The sequence below is a fragment of the Halorhabdus rudnickae genome (genome assembly GCF_900880625.1).
In the GTDB taxonomy this organism is placed as follows: domain Archaea; phylum Halobacteriota; class Halobacteria; order Halobacteriales; family Haloarculaceae; genus Halorhabdus; species Halorhabdus rudnickae.
The window spans coordinates 993487-1010979 of sequence record NZ_CAAHFB010000001.1; the positions used below are offsets into that span (position 1 = coordinate 993487).

General features: G+C 61.9%; 15 protein-coding genes. 11 read left to right on the forward strand and 4 right to left on the reverse strand.

Features of this window, described 5'->3' with window-relative positions; translation table 11 throughout:
- Positions 1–47 precede the first annotated feature (47 nt).
- Genes glpA through BN2694_RS04970 form a run of 3 tightly spaced genes read left to right on the forward strand, consistent with a single transcriptional unit; the run spans position 48 to position 4396 of the window.
- Complete coding sequence (gene glpA / locus BN2694_RS04960) at positions 48–1805, forward strand: anaerobic glycerol-3-phosphate dehydrogenase subunit GlpA (RefSeq protein ID WP_135663181.1); 1758 nt, start codon at positions 48–50, stop codon at positions 1803–1805.
- Positions 1795–3081, forward strand: coding sequence for a glycerol-3-phosphate dehydrogenase subunit GlpB (gene glpB / locus BN2694_RS04965; protein WP_135663183.1), 1287 nt, complete (start codon positions 1795–1797; stop codon positions 3079–3081). Before glpA ends, glpB begins: the two co-directional genes overlap by 11 nt.
- A 4-nt stretch (positions 3082–3085) precedes the next feature.
- Entirely contained in the window at positions 3086–4396 is a 1311-nt protein-coding gene (locus BN2694_RS04970) for an anaerobic glycerol-3-phosphate dehydrogenase subunit C (RefSeq protein WP_135663185.1), read from the forward strand.
- 95 nt (positions 4397–4491) lie between these two features.
- Here the strand turns inward: BN2694_RS04970 and BN2694_RS04975 are convergent, their stop codons facing one another.
- Together BN2694_RS04975 and ppc are read right to left on the reverse strand one after the other, a co-directional pair.
- A complete protein-coding gene (locus tag BN2694_RS04975; RefSeq protein ID WP_135663187.1) occupies positions 4492–4944 on the reverse strand; it encodes a universal stress protein in 453 nt (150 codons plus the stop codon).
- A 180-nt stretch (positions 4945–5124) separates the two neighbouring features.
- Positions 5125–7821, reverse strand: coding sequence for a phosphoenolpyruvate carboxylase (ppc, locus tag BN2694_RS04980; RefSeq protein ID WP_135663189.1), 2697 nt, complete (start codon positions 7819–7821; stop codon positions 5125–5127).
- Between the two features lie 540 nt (positions 7822–8361).
- Between ppc and BN2694_RS04985 the strand changes: the two genes are divergently transcribed.
- The 5 genes from BN2694_RS04985 (at position 8362) to BN2694_RS05005 (ending at position 13097) form a co-directional block, all read left to right on the forward strand.
- On the forward strand, positions 8362–8901 hold the full coding sequence (locus BN2694_RS04985; protein ID WP_135663191.1) for a pyruvate ferredoxin oxidoreductase subunit gamma: 540 nt from the start codon (positions 8362–8364) through the stop codon (positions 8899–8901).
- A complete protein-coding gene (locus BN2694_RS04990) occupies positions 8898–9191 on the forward strand; it encodes a 4Fe-4S binding protein (RefSeq protein WP_135663193.1) in 294 nt (97 codons plus the stop codon). The genes BN2694_RS04985 and BN2694_RS04990 overlap by 4 nt, the downstream gene beginning before the upstream one ends.
- Position 9192: 1 nt before the next feature.
- Positions 9193–10419 (forward strand): pyruvate ferredoxin oxidoreductase, encoded by a 1227-nt coding sequence (locus BN2694_RS04995; protein ID WP_135663195.1) that lies wholly within the window; start codon positions 9193–9195, stop codon positions 10417–10419.
- A gap of 2 nt (positions 10420–10421) precedes the next feature.
- The gene (porB, locus tag BN2694_RS05000) at positions 10422–11381 is read left to right on the forward strand and encodes a pyruvate synthase subunit PorB (RefSeq protein WP_135663197.1); all 960 of its coding nucleotides are present in this window, start codon (positions 10422–10424) and stop codon (positions 11379–11381) included.
- Between the two features lie 249 nt (positions 11382–11630).
- Positions 11631–13097 (forward strand): methyl-accepting chemotaxis protein, encoded by a 1467-nt coding sequence (locus tag BN2694_RS05005; RefSeq protein ID WP_135663199.1) that lies wholly within the window; start codon positions 11631–11633, stop codon positions 13095–13097.
- Between the two features lie 56 nt (positions 13098–13153).
- Here the strand turns inward: BN2694_RS05005 and BN2694_RS05010 are convergent, their stop codons facing one another.
- On the reverse strand, positions 13154–14323 hold the full coding sequence (locus BN2694_RS05010; RefSeq protein WP_135663201.1) for a polymer-forming cytoskeletal protein: 1170 nt from the start codon (positions 14321–14323) through the stop codon (positions 13154–13156).
- Positions 14324–14448: 125 nt separating this feature from the next.
- On the opposite strand from BN2694_RS05010, the gene BN2694_RS05015 reads away from it, so the two are divergent.
- The 3 genes from BN2694_RS05015 (at position 14449) to BN2694_RS05025 (ending at position 15895) form a co-directional block, all read left to right on the forward strand.
- On the forward strand, positions 14449–14646 hold the full coding sequence (locus BN2694_RS05015) for a DUF5800 family protein (protein ID WP_135663203.1): 198 nt from the start codon (positions 14449–14451) through the stop codon (positions 14644–14646).
- 84 nt (positions 14647–14730) lie between these two features.
- A complete protein-coding gene (locus tag BN2694_RS05020) occupies positions 14731–15369 on the forward strand; it encodes a chemotaxis protein CheC (protein ID WP_135663205.1) in 639 nt (212 codons plus the stop codon).
- A 73-nt stretch (positions 15370–15442) separates the two neighbouring features.
- A complete protein-coding gene (locus tag BN2694_RS05025) occupies positions 15443–15895 on the forward strand; it encodes a CopD family protein (protein ID WP_135663208.1) in 453 nt (150 codons plus the stop codon).
- 27 nt (positions 15896–15922) lie between these two features.
- On the opposite strand, the gene BN2694_RS05030 is transcribed toward BN2694_RS05025, so the two are convergent.
- Positions 15923–17428 carry a DUF1508 domain-containing protein gene (locus tag BN2694_RS05030; RefSeq protein ID WP_135663210.1) on the reverse strand — a complete coding sequence of 502 codons (1506 nt, stop codon included), beginning with the start codon at positions 17426–17428 and terminating at the stop codon, positions 15923–15925.
- Positions 17429–17493 lie beyond the last annotated feature (65 nt).

The window sequence follows — 17493 nt, forward strand, 5'->3', positions numbered from 1 at the left end:
ATCAAAGTAACAATAAAGTGTATGCGGATCGTTGGCAGTGATATTGAATGACGACAACATCACCACATGTGCTCGTCATCGGTGGCGGCTCGACAGGGGTCGGGATCGCCCGGGACGCCGCGATGCGTGGGTTCGAGGTGACACTCGTCGAGAAGGGGAATCTAACCCACGGAACGACCGGGCGGATGCACGGCCTGCTTCACAGTGGCGGCCGGTATGCCGTCTCCGACCAGGCGAGCGCACGGGAGTGTATCGAGGAGAACATGATTCTCCGGGACATCGCCACCCACTGCGTCGAGGACACGGGTGGGTTGTTCGTCAAGCGCCCGGAAGACACCGAGGAGTACTACCAGGAGAAACTCACGGGACTGCGGGAATGTTCGATCCCAGCGACCGAACTCAGCGCCGAGGAGGCACGCCGAAAAGAGCCGTTCCTCGCGACGGATATCGACAAAGCGATCGAGGTTCCCGACGGGGCGATCGATCCGTTCCGGCTCTGCGTTGCTAACGCCATCAGTGCCCAGAACCACGGTGCTCGCATCGAGACGTTCTCGGCAGTGACTGACCTACTGGTCGAAAACGGCGAAATCGTCGGCGCTGAGATCACCCACGAGAGCGGTGAGGGCAGGCACGTCCACGGGGCCGAGGGGACTGTCGAGGAGATCCGGGTCGACCACATCGTCAACGCCGCGGGGGCTTGGACAGGCGAAATCGCCGCGATGGCTGACATCGACGTTGAGGTCCGCCCCTCGAAGGGAGTGATGACGATCATGAACGTCCGGCAGGTCGACACCGTGATCAATCGCTGTCAGCCCAAAGGAGACGCGGACATCGTCGTCCCCCATGAGACGACAGCGATTCTGGGGACAACCGACGAGGAGGTCACTGATCCGGCGGACTATCCCGAAGAGCAGTGGGAAGTCGACCTCATGATCGAGGAACTCGCGAAACTGGTACCGATCCTCGAAGACGCACGTACGATTCGCTCGTTCTGGGGCGTCCGGCCGCTCTATGAGCCACCCGAGACGGGCACCGACGACCCGACGGATATTACACGGGAGTTCTTCCTGCTCGATCACGACGAACGCGACAATATGCCGGGTATGACGACCATCGTCGGCGGAAAGTTCACGACCTACCGGCTGATGGCCGAGCAACTCGTCGATCACCTCGCCGACCGGTTCGGGATGGAGACAACCTGCCGGACCGCCGAAGAGCCCCTTCCGGGCAGCGAAGACGAGGGCGTCATCGAGGATGCCATGGACGACTTCGGCCTGCGCTCTCCGGTCGCCAAACGGAGCGCAGAGCGCCTGGGTTCCCGGACCGAAGACGTCCTCGACACAGACGAGCCGAACCCGGTCGTCTGTGGATGTGAAGCAGTCACGCGTGCGGAAGTCGCCGACGCCATCGAACAATCGGGGACAGATCTCAACGCCGTTCGGATCCGGACGCGGGCCGGGATGGGCAACTGCCAGGGCGGCTTTTGCAGTCACCGGTTGGCGAACGAACTCCACCCCGAATTCGACGAGGGACAAGCGCGCACTGCCCTCGGCGAACTCTATCAGGAGCGCTGGAAAGGCCAACGCCACGCCCTCTGGGGGAAACAGCTCTCTCAGGCGATGATCACCTACGCCATGCACGCGATGACGATGAACCGAGACCGCGATCCCGCCAGCGATGGCGAGTCGCTCGACTTCGGGGCGTTCGATTCCGGACCGCCGACCAACGCGGCCGAGGGCCTGTCTGGAGACGGCACAGCAGGCGTTGCCACCGACGGCGGCAGGGGGGGCGGCCATGGCGATTGACTCGGACGTACTCGTGATCGGTGGCGGGATCGCCGGGATCTCGACGGCACTCGCAGCCCGCCAGGCAGGTGCGGATGTCCGACTCGTCAGCGAGGCCGAGACGACGCTCCATCACGCAAGCGGCCTGCTCGACGTCCTCGGGTACCCACCGAACACCGACAGTGCAGGACCGGTGGCCGATCCGTTCGACGCCATCGCGGACCTCCCAGACACCCACCCGTACGCAATCGTCGGCGAGCAGGCTGTCCGGGACGGCCTGTCGATGTTTGACGACGTACTCGGCGAGGCGTATCGAGGTGACCACACCGATGTGAACGCACTGGTTTCGACCCACGGCGGGACGGTCAAACCGACGGCACGGTATCCCGAAAGCGTGGCGGCGGGCCTCGCGAGCGACGACCGCGCAATGGTACTGGTCGACTTCGAACGCCTCACCGGATTCGACGCCGGTGTTGCCGCCGACCACCTCGCAGCCGCTGGCATTCCGGCTGAAACGAATGCGGCGACCGTCGAGTTCCCTGTTGTCGTACGGGACGACGCGAAAGTGACGCGCTACGCCCATCTACTCGACGAGAACCCGACAGTCACAACAGACAGCAAGAATCGCCCCGTCAGAACTGCCCTCGCTGAGGCGATCGAACCGCACGTCGGCGACGCCGAGCGGATCGGGTTTCCCGCCGTGCTGGGCGTCGATCACCCGGCGGAAATCAGGGCTGAACTGGAGGATCGTCTCGACGCGGCGATCTTCGAGATTCCGATGGGGCCACCAAGCGTTCTCGGACTCCGTCTCGAGGAGCGGCTCTACGCCGCCCTTGATCGGGCCGGGGCAGATATCGAGGCGGGTGGTGGTCCGATCGTGGACTTCGACGCCGACGGTGAACGGATCTCGGAGATATACATGGATCGATCCGGGAGCGAAATTCCCTACGCAGCAGACCAGTACGTCCTCGCAACGGGCGATGTGGCCGGTGGCGGCATCGACTCCGACCGGGAGGGCGTCACCGAGCCAATCTTTGGCTGTCACGTTCCCCATCCGGCGGATCGCTACGAGTGGTTCGAGGAGACAGCCTTCGGCGATCACGCCTTCGCCGAGTTCGGGGTAGTCCCCGACGAGACGCTTCGACCGGTCACTGAGACAAGCGATCCCGAGTTTTCGAATCTCCGGGCTGCAGGGGCTGTGATCGGCGGCTACGATTATCCGGCCGAGAAATCCGCGAGCGGTGTTTCGATCGCGACCGGCTACACTGCCGGTCGGCGTGCAGCGAAGGAGGTCTGATCTAATGAGTGACACTGAATCACGAGACCGTCGTGAGGATGAGCAGCGAGCCACAGAAGACGCCTACGAGCCACGGGAGGTCTTCTCCACGACAACGGAGATGGATCTTCGGTCCGGGGCCGACAACTGTACGAAAGTCGGAACCTGTGACGCCGAGTGTCCCGTCGCCGAAGTCAACGACGACTTCCCCGGCCCGCAGTTCCAGGGGCCCGAACAATGGCGACTCTCACAGAAGGACGAGGTCGAAATCGATGACTCGATCACCGAGTGTTCGAATTGTCTGCAGTGTGATAGCGGGTGTCCCTCCGGCGTGCCATTCAGCGAGATGCACAACACGGCACGAGCGAAGTACGTCCTGGAGGAACAACCGCTCTCGATCAAGAAGATCCGCAATCGGATTCTCGCAAACTACCGGACCTCGGCCTGGCTGGCCTCGAAGCTCCCACGGACGGCGAATTTCTTCATGAACAACGGGGCGGTCCGGTGGCTCATGGAGAAGACGATGAAGATCCCAAGCGAACGCGAATTTCCGGAGTTTGCCACCCAGACGTTCAGAGAGTGGTGGGACGAACGGGGCGGCGCACAAGTTCACAGCGAGGAGAAACGCGTCGCGTACTTCCACGGTTGCTATTCGAACTACAACACGACCGAGGTCGCGAAAGCGATGGTCCGGGTCTACGAATCGATGGGCTACGAGATCACCGTTCCAAAACAGAAGTGCTCGGGGACACCGATGTTTGCCAACGGCCGGGTCGACGACGCGCGTCGTCACGCGAAGGTCAACGTCGAGCATCTCGGCAACGCCATCGAAGAAGGCTACGACATCATCTGCACCTGTTCGTCATGTTCGCTCGCCCTCCGCCAGGAGTACCCCGATCTCTTCGACCTCGACGGGATCGACGAACTCGCCGCCCACACCTACGACGCCTTGGAGTACCTTCGTATCCACGAGGATATTGAATCTGAACTCGCAGGGGCTGACGCCGACGATTTCCCCGACGTCGCCTACCACGCGCCGTGTCACTCCCGCAATCAGGGCCTCGGACGACAGGCCGTCGAACTGTTCGAAGACGTCGAAGGAGTCACTGTGACCGACGTCGGCGATTCCTGTTCGGGAATCTCGGGCACCTACGGCTGGAAATCCGAGAAGTACGAGACCTCGATGGAAATCGGCGAAGAGATGTTCGAACACATGGAGGAGGCCGACGGCCAGGCCGGCATGACCGAGTGCCCCACCTGCTCGATGCAGATGGAACACGGGACGGGCTACGAGATCCACCATCCGATGCAGCTACTGGAGACGGCACTCACGTGAGCCGATACCGTCGACACGCTCGCGACCGAACCCGTCGACAGTTGGTCCTCCGCCCAGATACCTCGTGTTCGGGTTCCGAATCGTGACTGCGACGTTCAATCCTGTGCCTTGACAAACGTCACCGGACAGGAAGCTTCGAGCATGATGTCTTGGGCGACGCTCCCGAAGACGGCCTTGCCGCTCGGTGAACGTTTTCGACCGCCGACGACGATCCGGTCGGCATCGATCTCTCGACCGAGATCGACGATCTCGGTGGCGTGGTCCCCAACCCGCCCACGGACCCGGTACTCAATCCCGGCATCCTCAAGAACGTCACCGATCGTCCGGATCGTGGCGTGGCGTTTGGCGACCTCGTCTGGATCTGCGTTAGACCCGCTGCCGAAGTCCAGCCTCTGTGCCGCCTGATCGAACTCCCCGGGGGTGAATACGTGAGTGAGGACGACCGACGCGCTAGCGGGCCCAGTGACTTCGACGACTGTTTCGGCAAGTTCCTCGGCGCGATCGCTGTCTTTCGGTCCCACGGCCAGCATGACGGTTTCTAGCGTCATAAGCGACCGTAGGAACTCCAGGGTAACGAAACTATGTGCTAGAAAGACCACCTCGTTATTCTATTCGATCAGAAAACGAGACCGCAGTCGCCCCGACGTTCAGATGACGAGAACAGGATTGTCGCGTCGATCAGAGGACGACAGCGTCGCCGCGTCGATCTGATCGGGTTCGGCGCGACGTCATCCCGTATTCTTCATGCCGGCCGCGATGCCGTGGACGGTCAGTCGCAGCGTCCGGCGTTCGGTCTCGGTAAGGTGAGATTGAGCGAGCAAGCGGGTCTGCAGCAGGTTCAGGGGATCGACGTACGGGTTCCGGCGCTGGAGGTTCTCTTCTAACCAGGGCCGGTTGAGCAGGGTCTCACGCCCGGAAATCTCTCGCAGGAGGGAGACGGACTCCTCGTATTCGTTGCGGATTCGCGGGAAGATGCGCTCGCGAACGTCGTCGTCAGCCAGATCGGCGTACTGGGTCGCGATCTCCATGTCGGACTTGGCCAGAGTCATCCCGGCGTGGTCGAGAATCGTCCCGAAGTACGGCCACTCCTCGTACATCTCCTGTAGGGTCTCCATGTCGCCGCCGTCGTCGAGGTACCCCTGGATGCCCGTCGCGACGGAGTACCAGCCAGGGACGATACAGCGAGCCTGGGTCCAGGAGAATACCCACGGGATGGCCCGCAGGTCCTCGACAGAACGGTCTTCACTTCGGGAGGCCGGCCGCGAACCCATGTTGAGGTTCTCGATGACTGTGATCGGCGTCGCCTGCTCGAAGTACTCGACGAACCCGTCAGTCTCCAGGAGATCACGGTACTCCGCGCGGGCGTGCTCGGCCGCCGTCTCGAAAGCCTCAATCCACTCCTCGGGAATGTCCTCGACGGGGTTCTGCATGGCGTTGTACCGCGCCAGGACCTGTGCGTTGAGCATCTGCTCTAAGTTACGCTCGGCGACATCGGGGTTGGCGTACTTCTCGGCGATCGCCTCGCCCTGCTCGGTAAACTTGATCTGGCCGTTGACGGTTTGGTTGGGCAGTGCAAGCATCGCCTCGTGCATCGGCACGCCGCCCCGAGAGATCGAGCCACCGCGGCCGTGGAACAGACGAAGGTTGACGTCGAAATCCGCGCAGATGTTCGCCATGCGCTTTTGATTGCGGTACAGTTCCCAGTTGGCCGCGAGGTAGCCATTCTCCTTCGAGGAGTCCGAATACCCGAGCAGGATCTCCTGGGTGTTGTTCCGGGCGTCTAAGGCCTGGCTGTAAGCCTCGTTCTCGAAGAGTGTCCCCAGCATCTCCCGGACACGCGTGAGGGCGTACTCACTTTCGAACAGCGGGACGATGTCGAACCCACAGTAGCCGGGCAAGTCGACGATACCGGCCTGATCGCCCAGGAAGAGGACTTCCAGAGCATGAGAGGCCTCTTCGAACCAGCTGATCGCGTAGGTGTCGATGGCGTCGACGCCGTACTCACGCTGCCAGTGGGCGGCCTCGGAGAACAGCGTCAGAACCTTCTGTGAATCCTCCGAGAGCCCTTCGGCCTCACCGATGTCGATGACGGGTTCGTCCTGGAGAATTGCTTCAGTCAGGAATTCGACGCGTTCGTCCTCGTCCATCGACTCGTAGTCGATGCCCTCCCGATCTAAGGTCTCGATCAACGCGTTCGTGTGTTTCTCGCGGTGATCTCGCAGGTCGAGATTCGCCAGCGAGAAACCGAACGTCTCGACTTTGCGGATGAGCGGGTCAACGTGGGCTTGGACGATTTCGTCCGCGTTGTTTGCCCGGAGACTCTCGGCGATGATCTCCAGATCGGCAAGAAGCTCACCGTCGTCGTCGTACGCGCCAGATCGGACGTCATCGACGCGAAGGACGCTTTCGCGCATCAGCTTCAGTTTCTGCCGGTAGGGCTCGTCGGGGTAGCGCTCCTCGACCTCGTTGGCGACGCCCGGAAGCTGTTCTTTGTGCGCCTCGAGATTCTCGGCGAAGGGCTCACCGAGAGCCAGATTGTCGATATCCTGACTCAACACACCGGAGAGTCGTTTGAGTTCGTCCCGATACAGTTCGAGGACGACGCTACGCTGGCGGTCGAGGGTCTCGTGCGTGACCTCGGGCGTGACGTAGGGATTGCCGTCACGGTCGCTGCCTGCCCACGACCGGAACTCGTACAGTTTCGGCACGTCGACTTCACTGTCGTAGGTTTCCTCAAGAGCGTGCTCGAGTTCGTCGTAGACTTCACTGATGATGTCGAACAGGCTGTTCTCGAGGTACCACTGGATATTCAGCGTCTCGTCAGTCACGTCGGGACGGCGATCCCGGACCTGTGGCGTCTGCCAGAGGCTCGTCACTTCCGCCCGCAGCTCGCGCTTCAGCCGACGCTCGTCCCGGTCCGTGAGACGGATCTGATCGAGATCCTGAATAATCTTCCCGACCGACCAGAGCTTGGCCTTAATGGTCTTGCGCCGCGCTTCCGTCGGATGGGCCGTGAACGTCGGCTCGATCATGACGTCCTCGAGAATCTCCTCGACGGTGTCAGGATCGGCCCCCTCAGCAGAAAGGGTCTCGACGGCTTCCTCGACAGTCTCGGAAAGCTCACCGCTCTGAACTCCCTCTCTGATCTCGCGGACGCGTTCGCGTTCTTCGGCCAGGTTAACGAGTTCGAAGTAGGTAGTGAACGCGCGAGCGACGACGTCTTGCATCTCCGGAGACAGCCGATCGAGTTCGTCGTGGATCGGATCCCGAGAATCCTCCTCACCGCGCCGGTAACCGATCGCGTTGTTCCTGATCGTCTCGACGACCTCGAACGCGTCCTCGGAGTTTTGCTCCTCGATGACGACCCCCAGCAGTTCCCCCAGTTCGCGGACATCCTGGGTTAGTTCTCTGCCGTGTAAAGTCATACCACTGGATGACGGGTCCACCGATTTAACACTAGCGGAATTGGGAAGCAAAGACGTCTGTATTAGTTTACTATCGCCAACGGCGCAGTATTGCGATTCCGTCGTCTAGACGTCCACTATCTTTGAGGATAGTGTCAGATTACTAGCTGTTATCTGGCTCACTGGTCGGTAAAGGAAACAGTTTTTTACAGATTCGCAGTACGCTATCGACCGACCCCCTATATCGAGGGTCCGCCACCGACCCCGATCGAGCGGTACGGGTCACGAATGATCTGACAGGTATCATCCTCTCGTCCAGCGATCCGGCCATAGAACGATCATGAACGACCATTTTAGAATCCCCACACAGGTTACATACGATCCGATAAAATCGTGAAAAACCCAACAGGGCGTACTTAAACACCCCGAATTATGGGGGTAGGGTTTAGTTATTATCTGTTACATACTACAAAGTAGGTGGACTCACTGATGGCCAGTGACGCGGTACGTGCGACACAGGGGGTCAGCCAGGAGCCCACCGCAGTACTCTAGGTGATTCCAATGGACGAAATACGCATTCACGGTCGTGGTGGCCAGGGTTCGGTGACGCTGGCACAGCTGTTAGCACAGGCGGCCCACGAGGAAGGTACGTGGGCACAGGCGTTCCCGGCGTTCGGCGTCGAGCGTCGTGGCGCGCCCGTCGAGGCGTTCGCGCGCTTCGACGAGGAGAAAATTACGGATCGCAGCCAGGTCGACGAACCGGACTACGTGATCGTCCAGGACACGAGTCTGCTGGAGTACGTCGATGTGACTGATGGCCTCAACGAGGATGGCCTCGTCTTGGTCAACACGGGTGCCGATCCCGAGGAACTCGACCTGGAGACCGACGCCGAAGTCGTCACCGTCGATGCGACGGACATCGCCCTGGAGCACCTCGGGAAACCAATCATGAACACCGCGCTACTGGGTGCGTTCGCGGGTGCGACGGGCCTGCTGGGACAGGAGAGCATGGAAGCAGTCATCACCCAGAAGTTCTCGGGTGAGATCGGCGAGCAGAACGTCGCCGCAACCAACGACGCGTACACGGAGGTATCAGCATGAGCCAGTCAGACGACCCATACGAGAATCTCAAGATCACGACCGGTGCCGTCGCCGAAGCGAACACGTCCCGCGTGAACAAGACCGGTTCGTGGCGGCAGTTCAAGCCAGTCATCAATGTCGACGCCTGTATCGCCTGCGGGCAGTGTGATACGTATTGTCCGGACCAGGCGGCCAAGCCGGTCGAGGGCGAGGACTACTACGGCTTCGACCTCGACTACTGCAAGGGCTGTGGCATCTGTGAGGAGGTTTGCCCGACCGACGCGATCGACATGATCCGGGAGGAGAAGTAACATGGCGAAAGCAGAACAAAACCCCTCGGACGAACAGAAGGTAATGAAGGGGACCTCGGCCGTGGCGAAAGGCGTCATGGCCGCCAACCCCGATGTCGTCTCGGCGTACCCGATCACGCCCCAGACGGGTGTCGTCGAGAAGCTCTCTGACCTCGTCGCCGACGGTGAACTCGACAGTGAGTTCATCAAGGTCGACAGCGAGTTCAACGCCGCCTCGACGTGTATCGGCGCCTCGGCTGCCGGTGCTCGGGCCTTCTCGGCAACGTCGAGTCAGGGTCTGAAGCTGATGAGCGAACCGCTCTTTACGGCGGCGGGCATGCGCCTGCCAATCGTGATGGCGGTCGCCAATCGGTCGCTGTCGGCTCCCCTCTCTATCTGGGCCGACCACACCGACGCCTTCGCCGAACGGGACGGCGGCATGCTGCAGTTCCACGCCGAGGACGTCCAGGAAGCCATCGACCACGTCCTGATGGGCTTTCGGGTCGCCGAGCAGGTCAACCTGCCCGTCCTCTCGAACTTCGACGGGTTCATCCTGACCCACGTGCAGGAACCCGCAGACATCCCGACTGAGGCGGAAGTCGACGAATTCCTCCCGCCGCGTGACCCCGAGTACACGCTTGACCCCTCGGACCCGAAGACGATGGGTGCGTTCGCCCGACCGGAACACTGGACGGAAGCCCGCTACGAGATCCAGCGAGCCATGGAGGACTCCAAGGACGTCTGGGCCCAGACTGTCCAGGAGTTCAAGGAGGTCTTCGGCCGGGACTACACCGAGCACAACGGCATGCTCGACACCTACCACGGGGACGCCGACTACCGCCTCGTGGCGCTCGGTTCGATGTGCGGGACCATCCGCGGCGTCATCGACGAGTATCGCGAGCAGGGTGTCGATGTCGGCCTCGTCCGCCCGCGCGTCCACCGGCCGTTCCCGACCGAGGAACTCCGCGAGGCGCTTGGCGACGCCGAGGCCGTCGGTGTGCTGACCAAGGAGATGTCGCCCGGCTACGAGTCCGCGTTAGCCGGCGAGATCAAGGGCACGCTATACCACGCCGAAAACCAGCCGCCGATCAAGAGCTTCGTCGTCGGCATGGCCGGCCGAGACATCACTGCTTCGGACATCGGCGCGATGATCGAGGAGACGATGGAGGCCTCGGCGCCGATGGCCTTCGACGAACAGGAATCGTGGCCGCAGCTCCGTGAGGAGTTGCTCGCGGACGGAGGTGACTAACAATGAGTTCCGATCTGCAAGACCAGGACTTCACCGACGAAGTCGAACACGACGAGGAACTGTGGAACCCCGGCCACCGTGCGTGTGCCGGGTGTGGTCCCGCACTGGCGATGAAGTACATCACCGAGGCTGCCGGCGAGAACACCATCATCAGCCAGCCGACGGGCTGTATGGAAGTCGTCTCGACGCCATACCCCGAGAGTTCCTGGGGTACCAGCTACATCCACAACATCTTCGAGAATGGGGCCAGCGTCGCTTCGGGTATCGAGGCTGCCTACAAGTCCTTCGACCGCCGCGACCCCGATCACCTGGATGTCGAGGACTCGGATGACCTCAACATCATCGCCGTCGGTGGCGACGGTGCGACCGCCGACATCGGGATCCGCGCCCTCTCGGGCATGATGGAGCGAGGCCACGATGTGCTTTACATCATGTACGACAACGAGGCGTACATGAACACGGGCGTCCAGCGCTCCAGCCAGACGCCCTTTGGCGCGTCGACGACGACCTCGCCCGCCGGCCAGGAGAGCATCGGCAACGACACCAACAAAAAAGACATGACGTCGATCGCTGCCGACCACGGCGTCGAGTACGTCGCGACGGCCTCGATCTCGAACCCTCACGACTTCAAGCAGAAGGTCGAGAAGGCTCTCGAGATCGACGGGCCGAAGTTCCTGCACGTCTACTCGCCGTGTCCGGTCGGCTGGAGCTACGAGTCCTCGAAAACGGTGGAACTGGCCGAACTCGCCGTCGAAACCGGCCTGTTCCCGGTCTTCGAGATGGAAGACGGCGAGATCACGTCGGTCAACAAGATCAGCGACCGCAAGCCGGTTCGCGAATGGCTCGAAATGCAGGGCCGCTTCAAACACCTCTTCGACGGCGAAGAGCCAAGCGAGGAGGCCATCGAGGAACTCCAGAACTGGATCGACGAGCGCGCCGAGGATCTCGGACTGGACGCCTGAGCTGACCCCCCACCTGTCGCATCTTTCTGTCCGTGAAGTCTCTTTTCGAACGATTATATTCGAACGTTCGACTGCGTTCGTCACCAACCCCGGTGAGAATTCCGGACGATCAACGGGAACATGACAGGACAGAGAAACATAATTCCCGGCCATGATTGGCCATCGTCTCGGCCGACACTGGCCCGAAGCCAATCAGTGAACAGAGAGTTGGTAGAAGAATATTTATACCCTATCTTTTAAGATACAAGTATGTTGGATTTATCGATACGGGAAACGCGCGTCGTCCTTTCCTTACAGGTGGTGCACGTCGTGTGGCAGGCGCTCCTTCCGTTCCTGGCCCCTGGATCGTTGTATCCAATACTGGCTGGCACTGGATTCGTGTTCGCGGCCGGGGCACTCGGGTACGCACTCGTCCGTGAGCGCGAACGAGCCGCGTCGTTCCGTTCCGAACGCGCGGACCTCCGATCGAAAGTGACAACACTCAAGGACGAACGGGCGTCACTCGAGTCGGAACTCGAAGACGTCCGCACGGAGTTGGAGTCGACCCGGAGGACGTTAATTCCCGAAAGCGGGATGGAAATCGCACCGGCACCCGATGGCGGCGTCGCTGCGTCGGACGGGAATTCCTTCGAGGAACTCGACAGCTACATCCGCGAGGGCGCACAGCAGCTCGACGCGGCCGGCGACGGCGACCTGACGGTCCGGATGGACGCCGAGACGGCCTCAAAAGCCATGAATGAACTCGCCGGGGAGTTCAATGAGATGGCGACGACCTTCCAGCAGACCATCGAGACGGCGAGTGACTTCAGCGGGGAGGTCTCGGGATCGAGCGAAGAGGTCACGACAGCAACCGAAGCTGTGCGCGAGGCCAGCGAAAGTATGGCCGACAACGTCCAGCAACTCGCGGATGCCTTCCACGAGCAACACGAGCAGGTGACACAGATATCCGAGGAAATGGGCGAGATGTCCGCCACCATCGAGGAAATCGCCGCTTCCTCGGATGAAGTTGCCGAGAAGGCCGACCAGACCGAGCGCCAGACCGTCGAAGGAATCGAGGCTACAAGGGAGGTCAGCGACGCCATGAACGAGGTGGACGAGCAGACCGAGGGAGTCGTCGAAACCGTCGAGACGCTCGACGACCAGATGAGCGAAGTGGGCCAGATCGTCGACCTCATCGACGATATCGCCGAACAGACGAACATTCTCGCTCTGAACGCCTCGATCGAGGCCGCACACGCCTCGAGCGGGGATAACAACGGCTTCACCGTTGTCGCCGACGAGGTGAAGTCACTCGCCGAGGAGACCAAAGACGCCACCGGCGAGATCGAATCCCTCATCATGGATATCCAGGATCAGACGACCCAGGCGGTCGATGAGATCAGGGAGATGCGCGAGACAGTCGGCCAGAGCCAGGAGACGATGGACGAAGGACTGGAGGCCTTGGAATCGATCCTCGACTTTGTCCAAGACACGACCAGCGGTGTCAAAGAGATCAGCAACGCGACGGACGATCAGGCGGCCTCCAGTGAGGAAGTAGCCAGCATCGCCGACAGCGCCGCCGAGATCAGCCGCGAAAACATGGAGAGTGCCGAGAACGTCGCGGCCATCGCCGAGGAACAGACCCTCGCGCTCGGCGAGATGTACGTCAACGCGAAGATGCTCAGCATGCGTGCCAAGCAGCTCTCGGCGCTGTTCGACCGATACGAGACTGAGTGACGCGTCTCACCGTCGACGGTATTCTCCAAGCATTCCTTTTGACGGCGACCTATTCCTCACTCCGGTGGGTTTGACTCCGGCGTCGTCCGGTCGGGGCCCGTCTCCGCGTCGTCAGCCCGACCGTCGTCAATCTGACCGTGGTCAGCCGGTTCCTCGGCCTGGCCGTCGTCGATCTGTTCGTCGTCCGCAACCTCGTCAGCCTGGCCGTCATTCGCGACCTTGTCTGGCCGGCTGTCGCCGGTCTGTCCGTCGGCGGCCACCTCGTCACCGCTGGCCGGGGCGTCCTCGTCTCGATCACCGTCGCACGCCACAGGTTCGGCGTCGTCGCCCACACTTTCGAGTCGGTCAGCCGCGTTCGCCATGGCAGCGGCAGTCTCGTCGTTATCTTCGAGGACGTCCCCGGTGTGGAATTCCATCTCGCCGCGGGCACGGATAGTCCCCTCGACGGTCGCGTTCTCGTGGAGGGCGACGTCCTCGGCGGCAATGTCCCCCCAGACGTGGACGCCAGGACCGATCGAGACGGTGCCCTCGCGGGTAGTCACGTCGCCTTTGATCTCGGTGGCCCGCCCGACGGTGACGTCAGCCCGTGCGCGAAGACTTCCGAAGACGATAGTGTCCCGACCGACGGTGAGCGACTCGGCCCGGAGGTTGCCGTGAAGGCGGCAGTCGTCGCCGATCCGCGCTGGCGCAGAGACTCGCCAGGCGTCGTCGCTAACGTGGGCCCCTCGCGGGAGAACGACCGGTTCGTACTCGCGGTCGTCCTCGGTCATCGTCGCAAGCACGTCCTCGGCGGCCTCCTCCTCACCGATCCGCAGAAGGTGACCCAGATAGACGAACAGGAAAACGATCGTCGGCATCGGATTTCGGATGACGATCCAGCCGTTGGCCTCGAATCCCTCGTCGATGTCGACGTCGTCGCCGATGTCCAGATCGCCAGCGACCTTCAACTCGCCGCCGACGTGGACCCGCTCGCCGAGGTAGGCGTCCTCCCCGACGAGGACGTCCTCGGCGATGTCACACCACATGTCCAGCCGACAGTCGCCCGCAGCCTCGATGTGACCGCCAAAGCGTACCCGCTCGCCCGCAATGACGTTGTTCCCTCTGACGCCGAACTCGACGGTACTCTGGCCACCGACGATCACGTCGCCGTCGGCGACGAGGTCGTGCTCCTCGACGGTCGTCCCGTCGGGGATGACCAGTTCCTCAAGCGGCGTCGATCCCAGCACACGTCAATTAAGGGGAATCCGACATATTAAACCCCCAGCCCGCGTCTGACTAGTGTCTGACGCCAGAATGGAACGTCCCGGATCTGTCCGCGACGCTTATGGGGGCGACCGCGTAACTCACGCCTATGACTGCCTTATCCTTCGACGAACACGGAGTCGACGTCGTCTACGAGGGCGTCGACTTCCGCCTCGAGAAAGGGCTGATAGAAGACGCCGTCGAGAAGTCCTACCCCGACGTGACCGACCACGAGGTCCTCCAGCTCGTCGATCCCGAACCCGCGCTATCCGGCGAACCACGCCGGATCGTCGAGATCATCGAGTGACAGCTGCTCGAGACAGTCGCCATCGTCCGACGAGGGGCAGGCACAATCACTAAGGACCAGTTCCCTGTTGGGTATAGCAAGCAGATGCCGTTGCTCATCGACATCCGGAAACTGCGGGTCATCAATCAGCTCATCAAAGCGGGCGCGGAGAACGCGGCGTCGTCGCTCGGCTCGCTCGCCGGGGTGGACGCGACGGTCGACATCAAGAGTCTGGCGTTCGTCGACCCACCAGACATCGCCCAGGAGATCGGTACGGACCCGATCTACAGTGCGAGCATCCGACTCGAGGAACCGCCCTACGGCGTCTTTCTATTAACCTTCTACGAGGAGACAGCTCGCGAGATGGCCGAGTTGCTGACCGGGACCGAGGTCGACGGCGAGTTCAACCAGCTGCAGGAGAGCGCCCTCCAGGAGGTCTGTAACATCCTCACGTCGGGGTTCGTCGACGGAATCGCCAACACGCTGGGGACGACCATCGACATGGGGACACCGACGCTCCGGAAGGCCGACGGTGAGGAAATCGCCGAGGACGCTCTCTCGCACGTACGAGTGGACTCGCTATCGATCGTGCTGGACAGCATCGTCGACGTGACTGACCGAGCAGAAGCCTTCAAGGTCCGGCTGTTCCTGATTCCCGATCCGGGATCGTTCGTCAATCTGCTCGACCGGCTCGATCTCGGCGAGATCGACGATTCCGATACGGAAGCCGATCCGGTGTTCTGATCGCGTCGTCACCCGAGCCCTCGATGGCTGCCGATTCCAATGTTTTGATGGGCCGGGAGTTCAATCCGAGCATATGACACCCGCAGACGCATTCGTCGCCGGAATACACCTCCTGTTCGCTGCACTGTGGACTGGGAGCGTCCTGTTTCTCACGCTTGCAGTCCTGCCAATCGCTCGGGACGGAACGCTCGACAGCGAGCCCCTCAGCAGACTCACTACGCGGTTTGTCTGGATCGCCCGCGCGGGGGCACTCGTGACACTGCTGACCGGGGCTCACCAGGCGGCGACGTCGTACACTGCGGATGGCCTCCTCGAGACCACGCAGGGCCACCTCGTGGTCGGGATGGTCGTCCTGTGGTTCATACTCGCTGCGCTCTCGGAGATCGCGGCCGCCCGGCTCTCGGACGGTACCGCAGAACGGAAGGTTCGAACGCCGGCCACGAACGCCCGGCCGTTCCTGCTCGCGGCCTCGATCGTGGCCGTCCTGTTGCTGTTGGACGCGGGAGCACTGGCAGCACCTTGGTGAAAATGAAAGAACGAACGACGAGCGCCCTCAGACGTCTTCGGTCTCGGCGTTGGGCGCGTTGCGCTTGACGCTCTCGATCCCGTCGCGGGCGGCACTCCAGTCGTTGTATCCCTGACTGCCGTCCGCGAGGATGTTCCCGTTGCGGTGACGGAGTCGCCAGCGCCATTTCCCGCCTGCGTCCTCGTAGATCTCGAAGGCAGCCGGACTCACTTCGAGGGCGTCGGCATCCGGTGCGTACTTTTCGACACGCTCGCGGGCCGTCTCTGCCTCAGTACGGTCAGTGTAGCCCTCGCCGCTATCGGCAACGATCCGGTCGTTGCTCGCGAGCAATCGCCAGCGATACTCGCCTGCATTGTCCTCGTAGATTTCGAACTCGTAGTCAGCGAGGTTCTCACGGATGCGGTCGACGGCGCGGCTGGCGTCGTTGTACCGCGAGTAGCCCTGGCCACCGTCAGCGAGGATGTTCCCATTGCGGTGGATCAACCGCCAGCGGTACTCCCCGGTGGCGTCCTCGTAGATTTCGAAGGCGGTCGGGTCGATCCGGAGATACTGGGCCGGGCCGACGTACTCCCTGATTCGTTCGAGCGCCCGTGAGAGGTTGCCCCGGGAGGCGTATCCCTCGGCGGAGTCACAGAGGACGTTGTCGTTGTCGTGGCGGAGTCGCCAACGATGTTCCCCCGCGTTGTCCTCGTAGCGTTCGAACGTCGACTGACTGTCTATTTCGGCGACTGGTTCGAAGGTCTCCTCCTCGGCTGGCAGATCTGCCTCGTCCTCGATGAGCAGCACCGTCGCGCCGAGAGCGTCTCGACGGACGCCCGCGAGCCCCTTCTGGGCGTTGTGTTTGCGGGTGTAGCCCTCGCCCCCTTCGGCGATGACGTTACCGTTGCGATGACGAAGCCGCCAGCGCCACTCCTCGGCTGCGTCCTCGTAGAGTTCGAATCGAGATTGGCTCCGCCGAAGGTGTCCCAATCTGGCCGCCAAGTCCGCCTCGTCAGCCTGGGTATCAGCCAGCTCCGCGCCCAGGCGTTCGGACTCGGCTTCCGTCTCGGTGAGTTCCTGGCGCAGCCGGTCGGATTCGGCTTCTGACCGGGCGAGTTCCTCATCACGGATCGTGAGCAACGGGACGAACACGCCCGCAAAGCCCATCACGAGCAGCCCGATCGAGTACACGGCGATGATCGGACTCGCCTGGGGTCGCCAGTCGCCCGGATACACCGTCACGAACCACGCGATCCCCGCCAGACAGAGCACCATTCCGGCCAGCAGAGCATACGACGCGCGATTCCCCAGCGGCAATCGTACGATTGGTCCGGCGACGAGTAACGCGAGACCGAAGGCGCCCATGATGATGCCCCAACCGCGGAGCTGGGTGCCGGCCTCGCTGGTCATCACCAGCAGAATGCCTAGAATACCGAGCAACAGTCCGAGCACAACCACCCAGTAACCCATCACTTCGTCCTCAGTTGCTGGAGTGCCGATACGCCGGCGATACCACTCGTTGAGGTATCCTTGTCTAGAACTCTCTGAATCCATAGTATTCACGCTCACTTATACAGATGGATAATACTTATAGATTTGTACCGATAGGTTGGCAGATC

What these genes read in the sequence shown, in the direction of transcription:
- glpA (WP_135663181.1), top strand. Translation starts at nt 48, where the DNA reads ATGACGACAACATCACCACATGTGCTCGTCATCGGTGGCGGCTCGACA.
- glpB (WP_135663183.1), top strand. Translation starts at nt 1,795, where the DNA reads ATGGCGATTGACTCGGACGTACTCGTGATCGGTGGCGGGATCGCCGGG.
- BN2694_RS04970 (WP_135663185.1), top strand. Translation starts at nt 3,086, where the DNA reads ATGAGTGACACTGAATCACGAGACCGTCGTGAGGATGAGCAGCGAGCC.
- BN2694_RS04975 (WP_135663187.1), bottom strand. Translation starts at nt 4,944, where the DNA reads ATGACGCTAGAAACCGTCATGCTGGCCGTGGGACCGAAAGACAGCGAT.
- ppc (WP_135663189.1), bottom strand. Translation starts at nt 7,821, where the DNA reads ATGACTTTACACGGCAGAGAACTAACCCAGGATGTCCGCGAACTGGGG.
- BN2694_RS04985 (WP_135663191.1), top strand. Translation starts at nt 8,362, where the DNA reads ATGGACGAAATACGCATTCACGGTCGTGGTGGCCAGGGTTCGGTGACG.
- BN2694_RS04990 (WP_135663193.1), top strand. Translation starts at nt 8,898, where the DNA reads ATGAGCCAGTCAGACGACCCATACGAGAATCTCAAGATCACGACCGGT.
- BN2694_RS04995 (WP_135663195.1), top strand. Translation starts at nt 9,193, where the DNA reads ATGGCGAAAGCAGAACAAAACCCCTCGGACGAACAGAAGGTAATGAAG.
- porB (WP_135663197.1), top strand. Translation starts at nt 10,422, where the DNA reads ATGAGTTCCGATCTGCAAGACCAGGACTTCACCGACGAAGTCGAACAC.
- BN2694_RS05005 (WP_135663199.1), top strand. Translation starts at nt 11,631, where the DNA reads ATGTTGGATTTATCGATACGGGAAACGCGCGTCGTCCTTTCCTTACAG.
- BN2694_RS05015 (WP_135663203.1), top strand. Translation starts at nt 14,449, where the DNA reads ATGACTGCCTTATCCTTCGACGAACACGGAGTCGACGTCGTCTACGAG.
- BN2694_RS05020 (WP_135663205.1), top strand. Translation starts at nt 14,731, where the DNA reads ATGCCGTTGCTCATCGACATCCGGAAACTGCGGGTCATCAATCAGCTC.
- BN2694_RS05025 (WP_135663208.1), top strand. Translation starts at nt 15,443, where the DNA reads ATGACACCCGCAGACGCATTCGTCGCCGGAATACACCTCCTGTTCGCT.
- BN2694_RS05030 (WP_135663210.1), bottom strand. Translation starts at nt 17,428, where the DNA reads ATGGATTCAGAGAGTTCTAGACAAGGATACCTCAACGAGTGGTATCGC.